Raw genomic sequence first — 15,294 nt, forward strand, 5'->3', positions numbered from 1 at the left:
GCATAATTGTCAACATATGACAGTATACATAACAGCGAAGGAATGCAGATGACCTCAGCCGCAACCCTCAGCACCGTGACGACCGCGAATGCGCCCGTTGTGCGCACGGCGGTGACCGACATGTTCGGCACGCGGTTTCCCGTGGTCGCGGGCGGGCTGCAGTTCCTGGCGAATGCCGAATACGTGGCGGGGTGCGCGAAGGCCGGAATCATCGGGTTCATGACGGCGAACCACCTGCCGGATGATGACGCGCTCAGGGCGGAAATCCGCAAGGCCCAGGACCTGTGCGGTGACCTGCCCTTTGGCGTGAACATCGCGATGCTGCCGAAATCGGCTGTGCACGAACGGATCGAACAGATCGTTCAGGTCGTGGCGGATGAGGGCGTGCGCTTTGTCGAAACCGCGGGCCGCAGCCCCGATCCGTACCTTCCGGTGCTGCAGGGCGCGGGCATCAAGGTGCTGCACAAGGTCCCGGGCCTCCGCTTTGCGGAAAAGGCGCAGAGCGTTGGTGTGGACATGGTGACAATCGTCGGCTGGGAATGCGGCGGCCATCCGGGGCCGAATGCCGTGGGGTCCATCGTCAACGCAGCGCTTGCGCAGAAGCGGCTGAAGATCCCCTACCTGATCGGAGGCGGCATCGGCCATGGCAGCCAGCTGCTTGCCGCGATGGCCATGGGCGCGTCCGGCGTGCTGATGGGCACGCGGTTCCTCGTCTCGTCGGAGATCCCCGCGCACGATGGCTACAAGGCCGCCCTATGTGCCGCGACCGAAAACGACACGACGATTTCCCTCTGGTCCGTGCGCAACAATGCGCGGAGCCTCATCAACGATACCACGCGCACCGTGGCGGAGCTGGAGCGCGCCAACCCCGACGCCGGGATCGAGCCGCTTCTGCCCCATGTCGCGGGCAGTGTCGCGCTGAAGACCTATGCCGATGGCGATACCTCGCGCGGGATGGTCTACGCGGGCCAGGCGCTTGGCTTCGTTCAGCAATCGCAACCGGTGGCCGAGATCGTGGAAACACTGATCGCCGAATACACGGCCGCGCGCGATCACCTTCAAAGCATCCTTTGATCCATTAGTACCGGGAAGGCCCCCATGTTCAAACGCACCCTATTCGATTCCGATCACGAGATGTTCCGCGATGTCGTGGATCGTTTCATCGCCGACAACGTGGCCCCCTATCATGCCCAGTGGGAAAAGGACGGCCAGGTCAGCCGCGCGCTGTGGACCAAGGCGGGCGAAGTCGGGCTGCTGTGCACCACGATCCCCGAACAATACGGCGGTGTCGGCGTCGATTTCCTGTATGCCACCGTGGTGCAGGAGCAGTTCTCCTATCACAATTACTCCGGCCCCGGGTTCGCGGTGCATTCCGACATCGTGGCGCCCTATATCCTGAACTATGGCTCCGAGGCGCTGAAATCCGAATGGCTGCCGCGCATGGCACGGGGCGAGGCGATCGGCGCCATCGGCATGTCGGAACCATCGGCCGGGTCCGACGTGAAGGAGATCCGTACCACCGCGATCCGCGATGGCGATGACTATGTCATCAACGGCCAGAAGGTCTTCATCACCAATGGCCAGATGTGCGATTTCATCGTGTTGGCCGCCAAGACGGACCCGGCAGCCGGGGCCAAGGGCGTCAGCCTGATCCTTGTCGAGGCCGACCGGGAAGGGTTCACGAAAGGCCGCAACCTCGAAAAGGTCGGCTACAAGGCGCAGGACACGTCCGAGCTGTTCTTCCACGACGTTCGCGTGCCCGTGGGCAACCTGATCGGCGAGGAAGGCCGCGGCTTCGCCCAGCTGATGGACGAACTGCCCCAGGAACGGCTGCTGCAAGCGATCCGGTCGACCGTTTCGGTGGAATCCGCGCTGGAATGGACGCTGGACTACACCACCGAGCGCAAGGCCTTTGGCCGTGCCGTGGCCGACTTCCAGAACACCCGCTTCAAGCTGGCCGAGATACGGTCGCGCTCGGTCATGCTGCGGGTCTTCCTGGATCGCTGCATCGAGATGCATGTGGCGGGAGAGCTGACGGCCATCGACGCCGCCATGGCCAAGATGCTGGCCAGCGAGATCCAGTCGGAAGTGCTGGACACCTGCCTGCAACTGCACGGCGGCTACGGCTACATGTGGGAATATCCCATCGCCCGCGCGTGGACGGATGCCCGCATGATGCGGATCGCGGGCGGCACGGGGGAGATCATGCGCGAACTGATCGGACGTGACCTGATCAAGTCCCACGTTTCGAAATGACGCTCGCCACACCGCCCGTGACACCGCCCGCGCCCACGCCGGACATGCGGGGTTTCGGCGATTATGTCGGCACGCGCACCATCGCCATAAGGCCCAACTGGGGCCTGGTAGAGCTGGATCTGGACGCATGGCACCTGAACGGCATCCCCACGGTGCACGGGGGTGTCCTGCTGACGCTGCTGGATCACGCCTGCGGGGCCGCGCTGACCCACGGATCGGACAAGGCGCTTGGCCGGGCCGCGGTGACGCTGTCGCTGAACGCGTCCTTCGTGCGCGGCGTGACCGGCGGCAAGATCTTCGGGATCGGAACCTGCGTGAAACGGGGCCGGTCCATCGCCTTCTGCGATGCGCAGGTCGAAGACGAGACCGGCCGGCTGATCGCCAAGGCCTCAGGCTCCTTCAAGATGATGAAATGAAGTGACCCGGCGCAGGGGAGAACCGCGCCGGGTCTTCGCCGATCCTCAGGCGACGTTGGTCATCACGACCGTGCCCGAGGCGGTGAACATGCCGCCCACACCGTGGCAGACGGAGATTTCGGCGCCGTCCACCTGGGCGGGCGAAATCCCCCGCATCTGGCGAACGCTTTCCTGCAGGGCGTACATCCCGTACATCCCCGAATGCATGTAGCTGAGGCCCCCGCCATTCGTGTTCAGCGGCAGCTTGCCGCCCGGGCGGGTGTTGCCTTCGGCGATGAAGGGTCCGGCCTCCCCCCGCCCGACAAAGCCCAGGTCTTCCAGCCCGTAGATCGGCAGATGCGCGAAGGCGTCGTAGATCATCAGGTGGTCGACGTCCGCATGGCTGATCCCGGCGCTGTCGAAGGCCAGCTTGCCAGAGGTCCTGAACGCGCGCGACGATGTCATGTCGGCCATCTGGCTGATCGCCGGGCTTTCCAGGCTTTCGCCCACGCCGCGGACATAAACCGGCTTCGTCGGGAAATCCATCGCGCGGTCGGCCCGCGTCAGGATCAGCGCGCCGCCGCCATCGGTCACAAGGCAGCACATCAGCTTGCGGAACGGGTAGGCGATCATCTTCGAATTCATCACGTCATCGACGGTGATCGGATCGCGGTACGAGGCACGGGGATGGAACGCCGCCCATTCGCGCTGGACCACGGCAACCATGGCCAGCTGTTCGACTGTCAGCCCGGTGTCCTTCATCATCCGCATGACAGGCAGCGTGAACCGCGTCGGCGCGATAGACACGCCGTAGGGAAGCTCGAACTGCTGGTCATAGTGGTTGGCAAACACGGGAGAGGCCAGAGCCCCTGCCCGGCTGCGCCCGCTTTCGCCGTGGGTGATCAGGACGGTGTTGCACAGCCCCGATTCCAGCGCGGCCACCGCATGGCGGATATGGATCATGTAGGAACAGCCGCCGACCGAGGTGCCATCGGCCCAGGTGGGCGTGATGCCAAGGTAATGCGCCAGCTCGGCCGGGTTGTGGCCGGCGGTGGCGACGCCGTCGATATCCTTCGCGGTTAAACCCGCGTCCTTCATCGCGTTCAGCGCCGCATCCGCGTGCAGCATGACCTGGCCCATGTCGGGCAGCTTGCCCAGATTGGTGGTTTCGGCGGCGCCGACGATGGCAACGGAATTCGGGGTCATCTCAGGCACCTTTCGCCGGTTTGAACTGCGGCAGCGTGATCTCGTCGGTCAGGACCTCGAAGGTGACTTCCAGGGGCATGTCCAGCACCAGCGCTTCCGGCGTCTGGTCGCACTCCACGATGTTCGACATCAGCCGCGGGCCTTCTTCCAGTTCCACGATGGCCACGGCAAAGGGCGGCTCGCGCCCCGGGGCGCCGATATTGTTGATGATGTAGCTGTACAGGGTGCCATTCCCCGACGCCGTGTAGACGGCGACACTGCGCGATCCGCACTCCGGGCAGAAGGGGCGCGGCGGGAAATAGGTCTGCTGACAGGCGGTGCAGCGCTGAAGCCGCAGCTCGCCCGCCTTGGCGCCATCCCAGTAGTGGCGGGTTTCGGGGGTGGGTTTGGGAACGAAGCGATCCGTCATGATCGGCCTTTCTCGTCTTGGGTACGCGTCAGGGTGCTATGCGTGCATAGCCGTTGTTCAGAACGACCTTGTCGCGTTCGACCACGCTTGTGCGGAACGACACGTCGGTGCCATCGCGCCAGATCTCCGTCCGCAGGGTTTCGCCCGGGAAGACGGGCGAGGAGAACCGCAGGTCAAGCTGTTTCAGCTTCGCCGGGTCGCCGCCGCAGCACGACCGCAGGATTGACCAGCCCGCGATCCCGTAGGAGCACAACCCGTGCAGGATCGGCGCAGGAAACCCGGCTTGCGTGGCGACGGATGGCGAGGCGTGGAGCGGGTTGGTATCGCCCGACAACCGGTAGATCAGCGCGGCCTGAGGGACTGTGGTGACTTCATCCGCCATGTCCGGCGCCCTGTCCGGCAGCGCGCTGACTGGCAGCGTGGGGCCATCCGGGCCGCCGAACCCGCCATCCGCCCGGGCGAAGGTGGTCGAGACCGAAGTGGCGATATGCGTGCCCGTGGCCTTGTCGTGGATCTCGCGCGCGACGTAGATCAGCGCACCCTTCCCTTCGCCCTTGTCGACGATGCCGTCGATCCGGGTCTGGCCCACGGCGATGCCTTCGGACGGCATCGGGTTGTGGAGTGTCAGCCGCTGTTCGCCGTGCAGCACCTGTTCCCACGTCACACCGGTGTCGGGTTCGCGCACCCAGAATCCGGGGCCGGCCATCACGACGGGCATGGTGGGCAGGGGCGCGAAACCCTCTGCCTCCTCGAATGCGAAGCGCACCTGGTCTTCGTCCAGCGGGTCGGCGCCAACGCCGATGCCAAGCGCGTAAAGGATCGTGTCGCGCGCGGAATAGGGCTGTTCGATCTGGGGGAACGGCCGGGCCAGCAATTTGTCATAGTCGATGGGCATGGGTCACCTGTGTCATTTCTCCGTCCGCGATCAGGCCTGCAGCGCCCGCATCAGGGGCGCGATGCCCCCGGATGCAAGGTCCAGCACGGCGGCCCGGATCGCCATCGCCTGCGTATCGTCGAGGGCAAGGCCTGTGTTCTGAAGGAATTTCCGGGTTGCCTCGTCCAGCGTCAACTGCCGGCTACCTGCGCCGCTGTTGACCGGCACGTGCCGGGAGAGCGTGCGTCCATCTGCCAGATGAACTTTGACACCGCCCGAGAAGTAGTCCGGGTACAGGCTGTCGGGATCCGCGGCGCAGCTACACTTTGCCGCCAGCGCCCGCGTTGCGGGATCTGACAGCGCCTCGTCGCTCAGATCCGCCAGCCCGAACCGGCCCTTCAGCAGGGCCGACGCGATCACGAAGGGCGCGCTGAACTTGGCCTCGTACTCGGTGCCGGCGTGGCGCTTGCCCTCGATCGGTTCGGCCACGATCTTCAGCGTGTCGGCCGGCAGCAGGATGTCCACCGCCTCGATTCCCGCCCCCGCGATCTCGTCCCGCAGGTCAAGCGCGGCGTCAGTGGCCCCGTGGATGAAATGGCAGACAGGGTAAGGCTTCAACGCCGTGTCCTGCATCATCCATGTCTCGCCCAGCCCGTCGGTCAGGTAGCTGGCGTCGACGTCCTTGGCCCAGCCATGCAGATGCGTTTCGAACAGGCCGAACCGGCCTTCGAGGGCGCGCTTAGGCCCGCGGAAGCCCGCGCGCGCGAGCGTCGCTGCCGTCATGCCGCCCGCCGCTGCCCAGCCGGGATGAAGGCGCTTGGTCCATGCGCCGTCTTCAAGGAACACCTGGATGCCGGAGGCGGTGCTCCCCGCGATCCCCAGCGCGTTGATATGGTCGGTCTCACTGGCGCCGGTCAGCCGCCCGGCGGCCAGCGCGGAGGAAAAATGCGCCAGAACGCCCGTCGCATGAAACCCGGTGTGGTGAAAGCCGCCCTTCACGGCCGCGCCCATGCGGACGGCGGCCTCCATCCCGATGCAGAAGGCGGTGAGCGTCTCGGCACCCGATGCGCCGCAATGCTCGGCCGTGGCCATGACCGCGGGCAGCACCGCGACGGTGGCGTGCACGATGGCCTGAAGATGGGTGTCGTCGTAGTCCAGCCCGTGAATCAGCACGCCATTGGCCATCGCGGCATCCCGCGGCGCGGCACCCGCGGTCGATCCGATGATCGTGCCCGATCCGCCCCCCGACAGGGCGGCGACGGCCGTCAGGGTGGGGCCGGTAAAGGCGAAGGTCCGCGACGCGACCGCGATCCCCAGCGCGTCAAGAATATGGATCAGCGCGCGGTCGATAACCGGGGCCGGGATGTCTTCGTACCGAAGGCCCGTGGCAAAGGCCGCCAGCGACTCCGACAGCGTGCCCGTTTCCGTTCGATGCCCGTCCATATCCACCCTTCCCCGTCGGCGCCTGCCTCTCACGATGACGGAAGGTGCCGCAGCTCCTTCCTAATGTCAACAGTTGACCACAGCCAGAGACTCGGCCATATATACCGCGGTCACAGGCGGGATATGCTTGGCTGTGCCATCTGCCGCACCCGCGGATCTGAAAAGGAGATGAGTGTTGAGCGAATATGACGTGATCGTCGTCGGCTGCGGTAATGCGGCTCTCTGTGCGGCCCTGTCGGCGCAGGAGAACGGAGCGAAGACCCTGGTGCTGGAACGCGCGCCCGAGGATGAGCGCGGCGGCAATTCATACTTTACCGCCGGTGGCTTCCGCTTTGCGCATGAAGGGCTGGAGGATGTCATGGAAGACATCCTGACCGACCTGTCGGACGAAGAGCAGAACCAGATTATCCTGCCGCCCCATTCCCGCGAATTCTTCATGGACCAGATGCGCGAGGTCACGCGCTACCAGACGGACGAGGAACTGGCCCAGCTTCTGGTCGACAAGTCGCGTTCGACCATGGCATGGCTGCGCAGCCACGCCATCCGCTTCGTGCCGATGTTCGGGCGCCAGTCCTATCTGGTGGACGGCAAGCATCATTTCTACGGCGGCGTGAACATCGAAGCCGTCGGTGGCGGCGCAGGTCTGGTCGAGGCCGAGATCCAGCGCGCCGAGAAGCTGGGGATCGAGATCCGCTACGGCACCGCCGCCATCGGCCTGCTGCAATCGAACGACCGCACGGTGACGGGCGTGAAGACCCGCACCAAGGAGGGGTACGGAGAGATCCACGGCAAGTCGGTGATCCTGGCCTGTGGCGGGTTCGAATCCAACCAGCAGTGGCGCGTGCGCTACCTTGGCGTGGGCTGGGACCTGTGCCGCGTGCGGGGCACCCGTCACAACATGGGCGAAGGCATCCAGGCCGCGCTGGAAATCGGCGCCAAGCCCTTTGGCAATTGGTCGTCGTGCCATGCCTGCGAATGGGATATCTCGGCCCCGCCCTATGGCGACCGCTGGGTGCTGGACAACTTCCAGAAGCACTCGTACCCGCTGGGCATCATGGTGAATACGGATTGCGAGCGTTTCGTCGATGAGGGCGCGGATTACCGCAACCTGACCTACGCCAAGTACGGGCGCGAGATCATGGCCCAGCCGAACCGCACCGCGATCCAGATCTTCGACCAGCAGACGATCCACCGCCTGCGCGACGAATACCGGATCAAGGAGGTCACCAAGGCCACCGCGAACACGATCGAGGATCTGGCCGTCGAGCTGGACCTGGACCCGGAGAAGCTGGCCAGGACGGTGCAGGACTATAACGACGCCTGTCAGGGCGGCGACTACAACCCGTCGGTACTGGATGGCGTGACGACGAAGGGGCTGGAGGTCGAAAAGACCAACTGGGCGCTGCCGATCAACCAGCCGCCCTACGAGGCCTACGTCTGCACCACGGGCATCACCTTCACCTTCGGCGGTCTGCAGATCAACACGAAGGGTGAAGTTCAGGACATGACCGACCAGTCGATCCCCGGCCTTTATGCAGCGGGAGAACTGGTGGGCGGCCTGTTCTACGAAAACTACCCGGGCGGCACCGGCCTGATGTCGGGGTCCGTCTTCGGCAAGCTGGCGGGCGAAAGTGCCGCCGCCTATTGCGGGGCCGAGGCGCGCGCGGTCGCCTGACGGTAGCAGACCTCTCAAGGCGGCGGCTTCTGGCCGCCGCCTTTTGCGTCAGGGACCGGCCGTTTCAGGCCCCGCGGGACTGCCCTGACCGCCACCCGCGCATTTACCTTTGCTTATATCGAACCTTGCCAACCCTTGCCGGACATGGTGGAAGACGCCGGCCGATATCTGCGCATCGCGTGACATGCCTCCCGATGCGCCGCGGCGCACAACCGGTACGGGTTTCATGTTTATTAAAGGTGGAAATATGCGCGCATCACGGAAACGTTCCTTGCCCGAGGCGCGATTCTTGCAGCAGAAGGCCGTTTTCGGGGTGGTTCTTGCCGCGCGGGCGCGTAATACCGGTTAACAAGAGAAGTGGTGGAAGGCGAGTAAATGGTTGTTCTGGTCGGTGCGAACCCCTCGGGGGATACGTTCGTGGTTGTTGGTACGTCTGGCTCGGTCTCTGGCGGCCCGACCCAATCCAACGTAAGCGGGATCGAGGCGGCCGACGGCCCCGATACGGCGACCATCACGAACGCGCCGAACATGTACAGCGGCATCTCGATGGGCGGCGGGGACGATGACGTCACGATGACGGGTTCCACCGCGGCCGACCTGGAGCTTGGCGGCGGCAACAACACAGCCAGCCTCACCAACAGCCTGATCCATCACGAAATCTCCAGCGGCAGCGGCGAGGATCACATCAGCCTCGACAATTCCACCGTGCATGACGGGATCGAAACCGGCGGCGGCAACGACACCATTGAAGCGACGGGCACCCTGTCGCACCGGATCGGCGGCATCGATACCGGCGATGGTGACGACGATATCACGCTCGACGGTGTCATGGTGAATTCGGAATTCAACACCGGGGACGGTGACGACACCGTCACGGGCTCGGGTGCGCAGATCAATCCCGAAATGCAGACCGGCGATGGCAACGACACGATCACCTTCACGGACGGATCGGTCATCGCGAACGGAATCAATGCGGGTGACGGGGACAACACGCTGTCCTTCACCGATACCGAGATCAGCGGAGACATCGAAACCGGGAGCGGTAATGACTCTCTGACCTTCACCGACAGCCTCGTGAACGACGATATCGACACGGGCCGCGGCGACGACCATCTGACCTTCACCAACACGACCGTCCATGACGAGGTCGAAACGGGCCACGGCGACGACACCATCATCGTCAACGGCGGGACCTTCAACAGCGGGATCGAGGCGGGCGGTGGCAAGGATATCGTTGCGATCACGGAAGACACGATCGTCTATGGCGGGATCGACGGGGGCAGCGGGCAGGATCTGTTCGTCGTGCCGGTAGGCACCGTCGTCTACGACAACAATAACGGTACGTTTACCGTGGAAGACGGGATGACCTACACCGTCGACTCGGGCAACATCCAGCTGCCCAGCGGGCGGTGGATCTCGTACGACGATTTCGAATCCATGGGATCGTCCGTCCCCTGTTTTACGGCGGGAACGCTGATTGAAACACCGGACGGCCCGACCCCGGTCGAAAACCTGTCCCCGGGCGACCTTGTCCTGACGATGGATCGCGGCCCGGTGGCGCTGGAATGGATCGGGCAGCGCAAACTTTGCGCGCTGGAACTGATGGCGCGGCCGAACCTGCGGCCTGTCCGCATTCCGGCGGGCGCGCTTGGCAACGGCAACCCCAGCACGGACCTGATCGTTTCACCGCAGCACCGGGTGCTGGTGGATTCCGCGATCTCGGAACGCATGACCGGCAGCGCGCAGATTCTGCTGCCCGCGGTCAAGCTGGTGGGCTATGCCGGGATCGAAACAGTTCTGCCGGCCGACGGCATCCACTATGTCCATATCATGTGCCATGGTCACGAGATCGTCTTCTCGAACGGCTGTGCCACCGAAAGCCTGTACCTTGGCCGCGAGACGATCAAGGCCCTGCCCCAGGCCGCAAAGCAGGAACTGGCGATCATCTTCCCCGACATAATCGCGGCCTCGGCCCCGGTCTTTGCCCAGGCGCGTCCCTTTCTTGAGAAGCGCGGCAAGATCAAGTCGCTGCTGAAGCGGCACGGCAAGCACCACAGGCCGTTGCAGCGGCACGCCGGCTAGGCCGCCCCGACCCCTGAGCGAATGCAGGCCTTCAGGCGGGCGCGGGTCTCGGTTAGCGCCGTGTCCCGGTCATCGCCCGCGGCGATGATGACGACGCAGGACGCGGCCCCTCCCGGTACTGGCGCCAGGGTGCAGCGCGTGCCGACAAGCTGGACGATCACGCCTTCGCCGGTCCGGGCATCCACCACGAAGCCCTTGGCGCGATGAACACCCGGTGGCAGGGTTTTCAGAACCTCGCCGAGGGCGTCCATGTCGACCGGCCCGTCCGGCCACCATGTGTCGGTCGAGAAATGGGCATGGGCATCGTCTGGCACCGCCCCATGGCGGCGTGGCCCCGCGCCCGTCAGCACTTCTGCCGGAACCCGGCCCATCGACGCCCTCACCACCCGCGCGGCGGGGTCGAGCGTGCGGAGCCAGCCCGTAACCTCACCCAGTTTTTCGTCACCGACCAGATCCCCGCGCGTCAGGGCGACGATGTCGGCGCTTTGCAACTGGTTGCGCACCAGCGCGCCCACGTACTTGTCCCGCGCCCGGGTCATGACGGTTTCGGCATCGGCGGCGGTGATGATCGCGTCAAGCTCGAAGCCCGGCCAGTGGCCGACCGTCATGGCAACGCGCGACGGCTTGGCCACGCCGCTTGCCTCCAGCAACAGACGCTCCGGCTTGGTGGGCCAGTTGGCGATGGCGGTCAGCGTTTCGCCCAGGTCGTCACCGATCGAACAGCAGACGCAGCCGTTCGACAGTTCCACCACGTTCTCGTTGCGGCGGCTGACAAGGGCGGCGTCGATGTTGACCTGCCCGAAGTCGTTCACCAGCACTCCCATGCCCGCCCCTGCGGGCCCGGACAGGACATGGTTCAGGATCGTCGTCTTGCCGGCCCCAAGGTAGCCGGACAGGACCGTGACAGGGATACGGCTCATGTCGCGATCGGGAAGGGCTGGCCTTCGAAGACGGTGCCCCAGATCGGGATGTCGCGCAGGGTTTCGGGCGCCACGGCATAGGGGTCCTGCTTCAGCACCGTGAAGTCGGCCTTCTTCCCGGCGCGGATCGAGCCGATCTCGTCCTCCATCCCTATGACATAGGCCGCGTCGATGGTGATCGCGCGCATCGCGGCGTGGACCGACACGCATTCTTCGGGGCAGAGCACCGCGCCGGATTCCGCGATCCGGTTCACCGCCACCCAGGCCGAATTCAGCGGCATCGCGGGGGCCATGGTGAAATCGGAGTGCAGCGCAAAGGGAATGCCGGCCCGTTCGACCGAGCCCAGCCGCGCCATCTGCGATGCGCGTTCAAACCCGATCGATTTCTGCCAGTACGCCTCGCCCAGTTCATGGACGTAGTAGACATTGGCCGAGATAATCGCGCCAAGGTCCTTGATCCGCGGCACCTGTTCGGGGTTCGACACGCCGAAATGTTCGATGGTGAAGCGGTGGTTGAAGCGGGGCTTTTCGTCCTGCAGTTTCTGCAACACGTCCAGCGCCAGTTCCAGCCCCATGTCGCCCGTGCAATGCACGTGGATCTGCTTGCCCAGCTTCCAGAAGGTGCGCGCATAGGTTTCGAACGCCTCGGGTGCCATCAGCCATTCGCCGTCGTGCCCGTCGATGAAGCCCGGATCGCGCATCTGCATGAGTTCGGCAAAGAAACCGCCATCGGTGAAGAGCTTGATGGAACTTCCGAAGAACAGCTTCTGCGTGCTGCGTTCGTGGAAGGCCTCGACCCGTTTGGCGTCGTCCTCGGGGCTGCCGTCCAACGTGCCGCGCTGCATGGCGCGGGGGACGATCTTCATCCGGAACGGCGTTTCCGGCTGGTCCAGCGCGAAGCTCAGGACCTGCCATTCCATCTGGTCGTTCATCAGCGGATAGGCCAGTTCGCCAATCGTCGTGTGGCCGCCCAGGTGGACGGTCTGCTTCACCAGCTCAAGCCCGCGCATGTAGCGTTGGGGCGACAGCAGGATCTTGTTCATGCCCTGCACGGCGATGGCCATGCCGGTTTCGAAAAAACGGCCGGTCTCCAGGTCGATCTGCGGGTGGCGTTCCAGATCCTCGCGCGCGGTGCCAAGCCAGGCAATGGCGGCGTCGTTGGCGACGATCTCGTGGAAGGACCGCTGCCAGACGAAGATCGGCTTCGTCGCCGACACCTTGTTCAGCGCCGCGCGGTCCACGTTGCCGTGCCAGATCCGGTGGAAACCCCAAGTCACGATGATCTCTTCCTCGGCGCCCTCGCCTTCCACGATCTCGGCCAGCCGTTTCAGGTAGGCCTCGTGCGAGGTGACGGCCGGGCACGTCCGGTCGGGCAGCTTCCATTCCATCGCGGTGATGAAATGGCAGGTCATCAGCGTGGCACCCAGCGTCGGATGCAGGTGCGGGTCGATGAAACCCGGCATCAGGATGTGGTCCGCGAACCGGTCGTCGATCTCGTGCGGATGGCTGTCGAGCCAGGGTTTCAGGGTATCGAGCGTGCCCACCTCGATGATCCGCCCATCGCGCACGGCCACGGCGGTGGCTTCGGGCATGGAGGCGTTCATGGTAATGATCTTGCGGGCGGTGAAAACCGTGATGGGCGACATGGGCAGCACTTCCTGAGCGTCTAGAATTTGGTGGAGCCGAAGCACCAGACGATGACGGCATCGACAGCGCCCGGGTTGTGGCAGCGGTGGTGGCCCTGCCCTGCCAGCTGGAAACTGTCGCCGGGTTCAAGCTGGATCGTCAGCCCGTCGACCACCAGTTCAAGCTGGCCCGACACGACGAAGCCGCCTTCATCACCCTTGCGTTCACGGCCTTCCTCGCCCGTGCCGGCGCCGGGGGCGAAGGTCGTCAGCACCATCTGGATCGAGCCCGTGAGATTGGGCGAGAGCAGTTCCTCGCGCAGGCCGGCCTGGCTGAGATTGATCTCGCGCCGTTTGCCGCGGCGGATGACATAGCGGCTTTCGGGCAGGTCTTCCGAGGACGGGGCCGAAAAGAACCAGCTGATCGACACATCCAGCGCCTCGGCGATCTGGGACAGGGTTTCGATGGTGATCGGCGTGATGCCGCGTTCAAGTTCGCTCAGATGACCGACGGACCGGCCGATGCTTGTGGCCAGTTCCGTCAGTGTCTGCCCGCGGGCGCGGCGCAGTTCCCTGATCTGGTGACCCACTGCAACTTCCGGCTTCCCGGTGCCGTCTGTGTCGGACTGAACTTTCATCATTTCCCCAGTATATGTCACGGAAATCTCACTGATGTGAAATTTCGTTTGCATTTTTTCAGTTTCACCGCATGCTGTGAAATTGCAAGGCAAAATTTTCAGCCGCACGAAGCGGCGTTCCATATCCATCAGGGGATACACATGCGCTTAACGCAAGCACGATCACTGACACGATTCGTCTCCGCCGCCGTTGTGGCCACGGTTGCAGTCGCGTCGACCGCTCAGGCCCAGGGTACGATGACAAGCTATACCTCGGGCTTCCGGTCTCTGAACCCGGCCGTCCAGTCCGGCGCCGCCACCGGTGCTCCGGGCTCGCAAATCTTCGCGGGCCTCGTGTCTGTGGGAGAGGATTACGCGATCGAACCGTACCTCGCCGAAAGCTGGGAGGTCTCGGAAGACAACCTGACCGTCACCTTCGATCTGGTCGACGGCGCGACCTTCCATGATGGCGAGCCCATCACCTCGGAAGACGTGAAGTTCTCGTTCGAGACGGTCGCGGCCAACCACCCGTTCGGGCAGGCGATGTTCGGCAAGATCTCCAGCATCGAGACGCCGGATGACGATACCGTCGTCGTGCACCTGAGCGAACCGACACCCAGCCTGATGGTCTCGCTTCAGCCGATGCTGATGCCGGTGATCCCGCAACACATCTATGGCGACGGACAGGAAGTGAAATCCCACCCGCGCAACATGGAAAATGTGATCGGGTCGGGCCCTTTCAAGGTGTCCGAGAACAACCCCGCCGAACGTCTGGTGCTGGTGAAGAACGAAGATTTCTTCATCGAGGGCAAGCCCAAGCTCGACCGGATCGTCTATCCGCTGGTGAAGGATCCGCTGACCCGGATGCTGATGCTGGAAAAGGGCGAGGTGGAGTATGCCGGTTTCGCAGGCATCCGCCCCACCGACTGGCCGCGGCTTGAGCGTGCCGACGGTGTGAACGTGACAACCGACGGCTACGATGCCATCGGCTACGTGCATTATCTTGAACTGAACCTGCGTGAAAAGCCGTTCAGCGATCTGAAGGTGCGGCAGGCCCTGGCCCATGCCATCGACACCGATTTCCTGGCCAAGGTCATCTTCGGCGGCAAGACCGCGGCCGGCACCGGCCCCCTGCACACCGGCAACCCGTTCTACACGGCCGAGGTCGCCATGTACGAACCCGATATGGAGCTTGCCGCCAAGCTGCTGGACGAAGCCGGCTACCCGGTGGGTGACGATGGCACGCGGTTCTCCTTCGTGCTGGACGTGCCGTCCTGGGCGCCGCAGGCCCATGTACCGATGGCCGAGTACACGCAGGCGCAGCTTGCCAAGCTGGATATCGACGTCGAACTGCGCCGGGCACCCGATTTTGGGACATGGGTGAAGCGGATCGCGGCGTGGGATTACGATGCCACGATGAACGGGTCTTTCAACTATCCCGATCCCACCATCGGCGTGCACCGTCACTTCGACTGCGACAACATCAAGAACGTGATCTGGTCGAACACCCAAGGGTACTGCAACCCCGAGATGGACAAGCTGCTCGACGCCGCGTCGGTCGAAACCGATCCGGAGGCCCGCAAGGCCCTTTACGCCGACATCCAGAAGCTGGCCCAGGACGATCTTGCGCTGATCTACATGCCGCAGGATTTCTCGGTCACCGTCTATCGGGACAACGTCAAGGGTCTGCCTGCGTCGCCTTTCGGCGGTCTGGCACCCATGGTCGACGTCTACATCGAAGAGTGATCCGGTACGGGGCTGGCCCAACGCGTCCGGCCCCTGCCCTTTCTGA

General features: G+C 64.3%; 13 protein-coding genes. 6 read left to right on the top strand and 7 right to left on the bottom strand.

Annotation, left to right across the window (positions count from 1 at the left end):
* The first annotated feature begins 48 nt into the window (after positions 1-48).
* From D4754_RS08365 to D4754_RS08375, 3 genes are read left to right on the top strand one after another with little or no spacing between them, the layout of a single operon-like run.
* Entirely contained in the window at positions 49-1,074 is a 1,026-nt protein-coding gene (locus D4754_RS08365) for an NAD(P)H-dependent flavin oxidoreductase (protein ID WP_121062710.1), read from the top strand.
* A gap of 24 nt (positions 1,075-1,098) precedes the next feature.
* Positions 1,099-2,256, top strand: coding sequence for an acyl-CoA dehydrogenase family protein (locus tag D4754_RS08370; RefSeq protein ID WP_121062563.1), 1,158 nt, complete (start codon positions 1,099-1,101; stop codon positions 2,254-2,256).
* Positions 2,253-2,672, top strand: coding sequence for a PaaI family thioesterase (locus tag D4754_RS08375; RefSeq protein WP_121062564.1), 420 nt, complete (start codon positions 2,253-2,255; stop codon positions 2,670-2,672). Before D4754_RS08370 ends, D4754_RS08375 begins: the two co-directional genes overlap by 4 nt.
* Positions 2,673-2,717: 45 nt before the next feature.
* Here D4754_RS08375 and D4754_RS08380 read toward each other — a convergent pair whose 3' ends face one another.
* The 4 genes from D4754_RS08380 to D4754_RS08395 are packed head-to-tail and all read right to left on the bottom strand — an operon-like array spanning position 2,718 to position 6,583.
* Entirely contained in the window at positions 2,718-3,857 is a 1,140-nt protein-coding gene (locus D4754_RS08380) for a thiolase C-terminal domain-containing protein (RefSeq protein ID WP_121062565.1), read from the bottom strand.
* Between the two features lies 1 nt (position 3,858).
* Positions 3,859-4,266, bottom strand: coding sequence for a Zn-ribbon domain-containing OB-fold protein (locus D4754_RS08385; RefSeq protein ID WP_121062566.1), 408 nt, complete (start codon positions 4,264-4,266; stop codon positions 3,859-3,861).
* 28 nt (positions 4,267-4,294) lie between these two features.
* Positions 4,295-5,161: a MaoC/PaaZ C-terminal domain-containing protein gene (locus tag D4754_RS08390; protein WP_121062567.1), complete on the bottom strand. Its 867-nt coding sequence runs from the start codon at positions 5,159-5,161 to the stop codon at positions 4,295-4,297.
* Positions 5,162-5,191: 30 nt separating this feature from the next.
* Complete coding sequence (locus D4754_RS08395) at positions 5,192-6,583, bottom strand: MmgE/PrpD family protein (RefSeq protein WP_121062568.1); 1,392 nt, start codon at positions 6,581-6,583, stop codon at positions 5,192-5,194.
* 175 nt (positions 6,584-6,758) lie between these two features.
* Here D4754_RS08395 and tcuA point away from each other — a divergent pair, with 175 nt between their 5' ends.
* Together tcuA and D4754_RS08405 are read left to right on the top strand one after the other, a co-directional pair.
* Positions 6,759-8,258 carry an FAD-dependent tricarballylate dehydrogenase TcuA gene (tcuA, locus tag D4754_RS08400; protein ID WP_121062569.1) on the top strand — a complete coding sequence of 500 codons (1,500 nt, stop codon included), beginning with the start codon at positions 6,759-6,761 and terminating at the stop codon, positions 8,256-8,258.
* Between the two features lie 375 nt (positions 8,259-8,633).
* The gene (locus tag D4754_RS08405) at positions 8,634-10,340 is read left to right on the top strand and encodes a Hint domain-containing protein (protein WP_121062570.1); all 1,707 of its coding nucleotides are present in this window, start codon (positions 8,634-8,636) and stop codon (positions 10,338-10,340) included.
* Here the strand turns inward: D4754_RS08405 and D4754_RS08410 are convergent.
* Genes D4754_RS08410 through D4754_RS08420 form a run of 3 tightly spaced genes read right to left on the bottom strand, consistent with a single transcriptional unit; the run spans position 10,337 to position 13,544 of the window.
* On the bottom strand, positions 10,337-11,260 hold the full coding sequence (locus D4754_RS08410; RefSeq protein WP_121062571.1) for a CobW family GTP-binding protein: 924 nt from the start codon (positions 11,258-11,260) through the stop codon (positions 10,337-10,339). The two genes, D4754_RS08405 and D4754_RS08410, sit on opposite strands and share 4 nt — an antisense overlap.
* Complete coding sequence (locus tag D4754_RS08415; RefSeq protein WP_121062572.1) at positions 11,257-12,906, bottom strand: amidohydrolase; 1,650 nt, start codon at positions 12,904-12,906, stop codon at positions 11,257-11,259. The genes D4754_RS08410 and D4754_RS08415 overlap by 4 nt, the downstream gene beginning before the upstream one ends.
* A gap of 20 nt (positions 12,907-12,926) precedes the next feature.
* Positions 12,927-13,544, bottom strand: coding sequence for a helix-turn-helix domain-containing protein (locus tag D4754_RS08420; RefSeq protein WP_163025841.1), 618 nt, complete (start codon positions 13,542-13,544; stop codon positions 12,927-12,929).
* A 120-nt stretch (positions 13,545-13,664) separates the two neighbouring features.
* On the opposite strand from D4754_RS08420, the gene D4754_RS08425 reads away from it, so the two are divergent.
* Positions 13,665-15,248, top strand: a complete 1,584-nt coding sequence (locus tag D4754_RS08425; RefSeq protein ID WP_163025842.1) for an ABC transporter substrate-binding protein — start codon at positions 13,665-13,667, stop codon at positions 15,246-15,248.
* Positions 15,249-15,294: the final 46 nt, after the last annotated feature.

The organism is Chachezhania antarctica, from assembly GCF_003646465.1.
In the GTDB taxonomy this organism is placed as follows: domain Bacteria; phylum Pseudomonadota; class Alphaproteobacteria; order Rhodobacterales; family Rhodobacteraceae; genus Chachezhania; species Chachezhania antarctica.